Source organism: Streptomyces sp. NPDC050145, assembly GCF_044460245.1.
Lineage (GTDB): Bacteria > Actinomycetota > Actinomycetes > Streptomycetales > Streptomycetaceae > Streptomyces.
Window position 1 is genome coordinate 93,243 of record NZ_JBITJS010000015.1, and the last position, 7,211, is coordinate 100,453.

Annotated in this window: 7 protein-coding genes; 5 read left to right on the forward strand and 2 right to left on the reverse strand. The window is 72.5% G+C overall.

From position 1 onward, the window contains the following. Positions 1 to 24 precede the first annotated feature (24 nt). Positions 25 to 951, reverse strand: a complete 927-nt coding sequence (locus ACIBTU_RS28160; RefSeq protein ID WP_399129304.1) for a cyclase family protein — start codon at positions 949 to 951, stop codon at positions 25 to 27. Positions 952 to 1,050: 99 nt separating this feature from the next. Here ACIBTU_RS28160 and ACIBTU_RS28165 point away from each other — a divergent pair, with 99 nt between their 5' ends. The 4 genes from ACIBTU_RS28165 (at position 1,051) to ACIBTU_RS28180 (ending at position 4,548) form a co-directional block, all read left to right on the forward strand. Beyond that, positions 1,051 to 1,962 (forward strand): SDR family oxidoreductase, encoded by a 912-nt coding sequence (locus tag ACIBTU_RS28165; protein ID WP_399129305.1) that lies wholly within the window; start codon positions 1,051 to 1,053, stop codon positions 1,960 to 1,962. A gap of 29 nt (positions 1,963 to 1,991) precedes the next feature. Further along, the gene (locus ACIBTU_RS28170) at positions 1,992 to 3,197 is read left to right on the forward strand and encodes an acyl-CoA dehydrogenase family protein (RefSeq protein ID WP_399129306.1); all 1,206 of its coding nucleotides are present in this window, start codon (positions 1,992 to 1,994) and stop codon (positions 3,195 to 3,197) included. 17 nt (positions 3,198 to 3,214) lie between these two features. Continuing rightward, positions 3,215 to 4,264, forward strand: a complete 1,050-nt coding sequence (locus ACIBTU_RS28175; protein WP_399129308.1) for a Zn-dependent alcohol dehydrogenase — start codon at positions 3,215 to 3,217, stop codon at positions 4,262 to 4,264. 68 nt (positions 4,265 to 4,332) lie between these two features. Next, positions 4,333 to 4,548, forward strand: coding sequence for a hypothetical protein (locus ACIBTU_RS28180; RefSeq protein WP_399129309.1), 216 nt, complete (start codon positions 4,333 to 4,335; stop codon positions 4,546 to 4,548). Between the two features lie 9 nt (positions 4,549 to 4,557). Here the strand turns inward: ACIBTU_RS28180 and ACIBTU_RS28185 are convergent, their stop codons facing one another. Then, positions 4,558 to 5,553, reverse strand: coding sequence for a GlxA family transcriptional regulator (locus ACIBTU_RS28185; protein WP_399129310.1), 996 nt, complete (start codon positions 5,551 to 5,553; stop codon positions 4,558 to 4,560). A 71-nt stretch (positions 5,554 to 5,624) separates the two neighbouring features. On the opposite strand from ACIBTU_RS28185, the gene ACIBTU_RS28190 reads away from it, so the two are divergent. Further along, positions 5,625 to 6,929, forward strand: coding sequence for an MFS transporter (locus ACIBTU_RS28190; RefSeq protein ID WP_399129311.1), 1,305 nt, complete (start codon positions 5,625 to 5,627; stop codon positions 6,927 to 6,929). Positions 6,930 to 7,211: the final 282 nt, after the last annotated feature.

A 7,211-nucleotide genomic window follows, 5' to 3' on the forward strand; every position in this document is an offset into this window, starting at 1 on the left:
CGGCGGGAGAGCCGGAATTCCGACCTAGAACACCGCGACCGGGGCCACCGGCGTGCCCGTCGCGCCCTGGAAGGGTTCTGGCATGGCGGTCAGGAGGAACGCGTAGCGCCCCGCTTCTCCACAGGCTGTGGACAGGGATTCCAGGTTCCAGTTCTGGCCCTGGAGCATGCCCATCTCGACGAGGTCGAGGGCGTGGACGGGGAGCCAGAGGTTCTCTATCTCCGGGGGGAAGATCTCGAAGGTGAGGGTGTCGTTGGCGACGGCCGCCACGTCACGGGCGTGGAACCACTCGGGCGTGTGGACGGACAGCCCCGGTGACGGATACCCGTAGCCGTGCTTGTCGCCGGCCAGGTAGACCTGGATCTGACCGGTGCGGACCAGGACGATGTCGCCGGAGCGCACCGTGACCCGCCCGAACTCCGCCGCCTCGTCGAGGTCCTGAGGGGTGACCGCGTGGTCGCCGGGCAGCCGGTCGAGCCCCTTCGCCGCCGCGACATCCAGCAGCACCCCGCGCGAGACGATGTGCGGGATCTTGTCGATGCCGCTGAACTCGGAGCCGCGGTGCGCCGTGATCGTGTCGGCGGAGCGGCCGTTGTAGATGCGGCCCGAGTGCGAGACATGGGTGAGGGCGTCCCAGTGGGTGGCCGCCTGGAGGCCCATGGTCACCGCGTCGTCGCTGGTGGCGACGGTCTCGGGGCCGAAGATCTGCTGGTTGATCTGCACCATCGTGTGGAACGGGTTGATGCGGCCGGGGATGAGCCCCGACTGCACTCCGTCCTCCTTGAGGGGCAGCGCGAGCGGCACCCGGCGCCCCGTGCGGACCTCGGCGGCGGCCTGGCGGACCACCTCGTCGGTGACCAGATTCAGGGTCCCGATCTCGTCGGCCTCCCCCCAACGCCCCCAGTTGTTCACGCGTTTGGCGATGTCGTGGAACTCGGCGGGCAGCGGCATCGGGGCCTCCCGGGTCTTGTGTTCCGGTGTCTGACGGGTCGTAGAATCCGAACGAAGGAAATCTAACGGGTCGTCAGAAACTGCGGGAAGGGGCCGGGCGTGGGGAACTTCTTGGCTGGCAAGGTCGTGGCCGTCACCGGAGCGGGCCGGGGCATCGGGAGGGCCGTCGCGCTCGCCTGTGCCGAGCAGGGCGCGAAGGTGATCGTCAACGACTACGGGGTGTCCATCGAGGGCGGTGAACCCACCTCCGAGGTGGCGCTCGGGGTGGTCAAGGAGATAGAGGCGGCCGGCGGCACCGCCGTCGCCGTCGCCGACGACGTGTCCACGATGGCGGGCGGGCAGCGGATCGTCGACGTGGCCGTCGAGGAGTACGGGCGGCTCGACGGCGTCGTGTGCGTGGCCGGGATCCTGCGCGAGCGGATGCTGTTCAACATGTCCGAGCAGGAATGGGACCCGGTCGTCGCCACCCACCTGAAGGGCACCTTCACCGTCTTCCGGGCCGCGTCGGCGGTCATGCGCAAGCAGGGGACCGGCACCCTCATCGGGTTCACCAGCGGCAACCACCAGGGTTCCGTCGCGCAGGCCAACTACAGCGCGGCCAAGGGCGGCATCATCTCGCTCGTGCGCAGCGCCGCGCTCGGCCTCAACAAGTACGGGGTGACCGCGAACGCCGTCGCGCCCGTCGCCCGTACCCGCATGTCGGCCAACGTGCCGATGGAGCTCAAGGAGATCGGCGAGCCCGAGGACGTGGCCGCGCTCGTCGTCTACCTGCTCAGCGAGCGGGCCCGCGAGGAGAAGATCACCGGGCAGGTCTACACCGTCGCCGGGCCGAAGATCGCCGTGTGGGCCCAGCCGCGCGAGCTGCGCGCCGGGTACGCGGACGGGCCGTGGACGCCGGAGAAGATCGCCGACTTCCTGCCCGGGACCGTCGGCACCGACCCGATGCCGATGCTCGCGAAGCTCGAGGAGATGGCGCGGGCGGCGGCGGCCAAGGAACGGCCCAACCAGTAGACCCATCCTCGTGAGGAGGCGGTGACGGCGTGGAGTTCGGGTTCGGGGACGGGGACGAGGCCTTCCGGCAGGAGGTGCGGAGCTGGCTGGAGGAGCATCTCGTCGGCCGGTTCACGGCCGCGGTGGGGCGCGGTGGTCCGGGCAGTGAGCACGAGGGCGGCGCCGAACGGCGCGCCTGGGAACGCGAGTTGGGCGAGGGCGGCTGGATCGGCCTCGGCTGGAGCGAGTCCGGGTACGGCAACCGGGTCGCCTCGCTGACCCGGCAGGTCGTATGGGCGGAGGAGTACGCGCGGGTGCGGGCGCCGGGCCGCTACGGCCACATCGGCGAGAACCTCCTCGCCCCCACCCTCCTCGCGTACGGGACCGAGGAGCAGCGGCGCCGCTATCTGCCGCCGATCGCGCGCGGCGAGGAGCTGTGGTGCCAGGGCTACAGCGAGCCGGGCGCCGGCTCCGACCTCGCCTCCCTGCGCACCACCGCGGTGCGCGACGCCGACGGGCGCTGGCGGGTCACCGGGCAGAAGGTGTGGACCTCGCTCGCGCACGAGGCCGACCGGTGCTTCGTGCTCGCCCGCACCGAGCCGGGCTCGCGCCGCCACCACGGCCTGTCGTTCCTGCTCGTGCCGATGGACCAGCCGGGCCTGATCGACGTACGGCCGATCCGGCAGCTCACCGGCACCAGCGAGTTCAACGAGGTGTTCTTCGAAGGGGCGCTCGCCGAGGACCTCGTCGGCGAGGAGGGCGGCGGCTGGCGGGTCGCGATGGGGCTGCTCGGCTTCGAGCGGGGGGTGTCCACGCTCGCCCAGCAGATCGGCTTCGCCGAAGAGCTGCGCGAGGTGACCCGCACCGCCGTGAAGTCCGGCGCGGTCGGCGACCCGGTGATCGCCGACCGGCTCGTACGGCTGTGGGCCGAGCTGCGCACCATGCGCTGGCACGCGCTGCGCACGCTCGGCGGCGCCGACGACGCCGGGGCCGCGGGCGCGCCCAGCGTGGCCAAGCTGCTGTGGGGCGGCTGGCACCAGCGGCTCGGTGAGCTCGCGCTGCGCGTGCGCGGGCCCGCGGCGGCCGTCGGGCCCGCCGACTGGTCGCCGGATCAGCCGTACGAACTCGACGCGCAGCAGCGCCTGTTCCTGTTCACCCGGGCCGACACCATCTACGGCGGCTCCGACGAGATCCAGCGCAACATCATCGCCGAGCGCGTGCTCGGCCTGCCCAGAGAAGAAGCCGGTCGCGGCTAGTCAGTCAGGGAGGCGTCATGCGGGGTGTGGTGTTCGACGGCGAACAGGCCGTGGTGGTCGACGACTTGGAGATTCGCGACCCGGGGCCCGGGGAGGTGCTCGTCAAGGTCGCGGCGGCGGGGCTGTGCCACAGCGACCTGTCGGTGATCGACGGGACGATCCCGTTCCCGAGGCCGGTCGTGCTCGGGCACGAGGGCGCCGGGGTCGTGGAGGCGATCGGGGCCGGGGTGACGCACGTGGAGCCCGGCGACCACGTGTCGCTGTCCACGCTCGCCAACTGCGGGGCCTGCGCCGAGTGCGACCGGGGCCGGCCCACGATGTGCCGCAAGGCGATCGGGATGCCGGGCAAGCCGTTCTCGCGCGGGGACAGGAAGCTGTTCCAGTTCGCGTCGAACTCGGCGTTCGCCGAGCGGACCGTCGTCAAGGCCGTCCAGGCGGTGAAGATCCCGAAGGAGATACCGCTGACCTCGGCCGCGCTCATCGGCTGCGGCGTCCTCACCGGCGTCGGCGCGGTCCTCAACCGGGCCCGGGTCGACCGCGGCGACTCCGTCGTCGTCATCGGCACCGGCGGCGTCGGCCTCAACGTCCTCCAAGGGGCCCGGATCGCGGGCGCGTTGAAGATCGTCGCGGTGGACACCAACCCGGCGAAGGAGGAGGTGGCCCGGCAGTTCGGGGCGACCGAGTTCCTCACCGACCTGGCGAAGGTGCGCGAGGTGCTGCCCGACGGCGCCGACCACGTCTTCGAGTGCGTGGGCCACGTCGCGCTGATCCGGGCCGCGATCGACCTCCTCGACCGGCACGGCCAGGCCGTCCTGCTCGGCATGCCGGCCGCCGACGCGGAGGCCACCTTCGTGCCCGCCCAGCTCTTCCTCGACAAGTCGGTCCTCGGCTGCCGCTACGGCTCCTCGCGCCCCCAGCGCGACATCCGGCTCTACGCGGACCTGTACGCCGAAGGGCGGCTGCTGCTCGACGAGTTGGTGACCCGCACCTATCCGGTCGAGGACTTCGCCAAGGCGGTCGAGGACGCCGAGGCGGGCCGGGTCGCACGCGGCGTACTGACCTTCTGACCCGGGGCGCCTATCGTGAAAGGACGGTGGGCGGGCCGGGGGCCCGTCCCTGGAGACGGGGGTACGCGATGGTGACGGTCCTGGTCCTGTTCGGAGTGCTCGGCCTCGTGGCGGGCCTGCTGATCTGGAAGATCCTGCGGCGCGGCAGTACGACGGAGACCGCGGAGGGCCTGCGCATCGAGCAGGACAGCCGGGTCCGCGCGGTCGGCGACAAGTACCAGTACAACGCGTTCGCCCAGCACAACACGATGCCGAACATCGGGGACTACCGCCCCAAGAGGTGACCGCCGGCCCTATGTGGCCGCCGCCCTTTCCGCCGAGCGGTGGAAGGTGCGGCGGTACGCGGTCGGGGTCACGCCGAGCGCGGCCTGCAGATGCTGGCGCATCGACTGGGCCGTGCCGAATCCCGACTCCCGGGCGACCTGGTCGATGCCCAGGTCCGAGGTCTCCAGGAGGTGCCGGGCGCGCTCGACGCGCTGCCCGGTCAGCCACTGGCCGGGGCTCACCCCGACCTCCTCGCGGAAGCGCCGGGTGAACGTGCGCACCGACATGGACTCCTGCTCCGCCATGTCCCGCAGCTGGATCGGCTCGTGCAGCCGGGCCAGCGCCCAGGCGCGGGCGGCGGTCGTGGAGGCGAGACCCGGCTCGGGCACCGGCCGGTGCACGTACTGGGCCTGGCCGCCGTCGCGGTGCGGCGGCACGACCGTGCGGCGGGCCACGTCGTTGGCGACGGCCGCGCCGTGGTCGCGGCGCACCAGGTGCAGGCACAGGTCGATGCCGGCGGCCACCCCGGCCGAGGTCAGCACGTCGCCGTCGTCCACGAACAGCACGTCGGCGTCCACCCGCACCGCGGGGAACATCCGCTGGAACGCCTCCGCGTCCGCCCAGTGCGTCGTCGCGGGCCGGCCGTCGAGCAGCCCCGCCGCCGCGAGCACCCAACTGCCCGTGCAGATCGACACCATGCGCGTACCGGGCCGGACGTGGGCGAGGGCCGCGGCCAGCTCGGGCGTGAGCCGACCCTCCTCGTAGACCGGCCCCAGCTCGTACGAGGCCGGGACGATCACCGTGTCCGCCGAGGCGAGCGCCTGCGGACCGTGCTCCACGAGGATCGCGAAGTCGGCGTCCGTCATCACCGGGCCCGGCCCGCGGACGCCGCAGGTCAGGACCTCGTACAAGGGCTCGCCCGCGGAGGTGCGGGCGCGGCCGAAGATGCGCTGCGGGATGCCCAGTTCGAACGGGATGACCCCGTCGAGGGCGAGGACGACGACACGGTGCCGGTCAGCGGTCATGGCCCGATCCTAACGAAGGATGTCATTCGGGCCACTCGATCGGCGGGCCGCCCTGCCGCAGGATCTTCCCCGTGACGACGACTACGCAGAACTCAGCGGCCCCGGGCAGGGCCGCCTCCGGTGGCGGCAGCGCGCCCTTCTGGGCCTGGGCCGTGGCCGCGGTCACCTTCGTGACGATCATCGGCGCCGCCGCCTTCGCCTCCCTGCCCGGACTGCTCATCGAGCCGCTCCACGAGGAGTTCGGCTGGTCCCGCGGCACGATCGGCTTCGCCGTGTCCGTGAACCTCGCCCTCTACGGGGTCACGGCGCCGTTCGCCGCCGCGCTCATGGACCGGTTCGGCATCCGCAAGGTCGTCGCGGTGGCGCTCACCGTCATCGCGGCCGGATCCCTGCTCACCGTGTGGATGACCAGCGCCTGGCAACTCGTCCTGTGCTGGGGCGTGCTGGTCGGCCTCGGCAGCGGCTCGATGGCGCTCGCCTTCGCGGCGACCGTCACCAACCGCTGGTTCGTGGCCCGGCGCGGCCTCGTCACCGGCATCCTCACCGCGGCCGGCGCCTCCGGCCAGCTCGTCTTCCTCCCCCTCCTCTCCTGGATCGTCACCCGGCACGACTGGCGTCCGGCCGCCGTCACGGTGGCGATCGCCGCGCTCGCGGTCGTCCCCTTCGTGTGGCTGCTCCTGCGGGACCACCCGGCCGACGTGGGCGTGAAGCCGTACGGGGCCGAGGCGTTCGTGCCCAAGCCGGAACCGGTGCGTGGGGCCGCGCGGCGGGCCGTCGGCGTGCTCGCCCGGGCCGCGCGCACCGGTCCCTTCTGGCTGCTCGCCGGGACCTTCGCGATCTGCGGCGCCTCCACGAACGGGCTCGTCAAGACGCACTTCGTGCCCGCCGCGCACGACCACCACATGCCGGTCACCGCCGCGGCCTCGCTGCTCGCCGTCATCGGGGTCTTCGACGTCGTCGGCACGATCGCCTCCGGCTGGTTCACCGATCGGTTCTCGGCGCGGCGGCTGCTGGCCGTGTACTACGCGCTGCGCGGCGTCTCGCTGCTCTTCCTGCCCATCCTGCTGGCGCCGAGCGTGCATCCGCCGATGCTGTTCTTCATCGTCTTCTACGGGCTCGACTGGGTGGCCACCGTGCCGCCGACGATCGCGCTGTGCCGCGAGCACTACGGCGAGGACTCGGCGATCGTCTTCGGCTGGGTCCTCGCGTCCCACCAGGTGGGGGCGGCGGTCGTGGCGTTCCTGGGCGGAGTGGCCCGCGACGTCTTCGGCTCGTACGACGTCGTCTGGTACGCGTCGGGCGCCCTGTGCGCGGTCGCCGCGCTGATGGCTCTGGTGATTCGTCGGGGGGCCGGGGAGCCTGTGCGGGCTGTGTGATCGGGGGGCGGGGGAGTCTGTGCGGGCTGGGTGAGTTCCGGGTGGACGCCGTAGGGGTCGAGGATCGTCGCCGGGTGCCGCGTCGTCGTGGCTGGTCGCGCAGTTCCCCGCGCCCCTGAAGGCACACTCCGTGCGCCCCAGGGGCTTGCCGGTCGCGCCCCTCGACGGAGTCGCTGATCGGACACAGCCCCGCGCCCCTGAAGGCACACTCCGTGCGCCCCAGGGGCTTGCCGGTCGCGCCCCTCGACGGAGTCGCTGATCGGACACAGCCCCGCGCCCCTG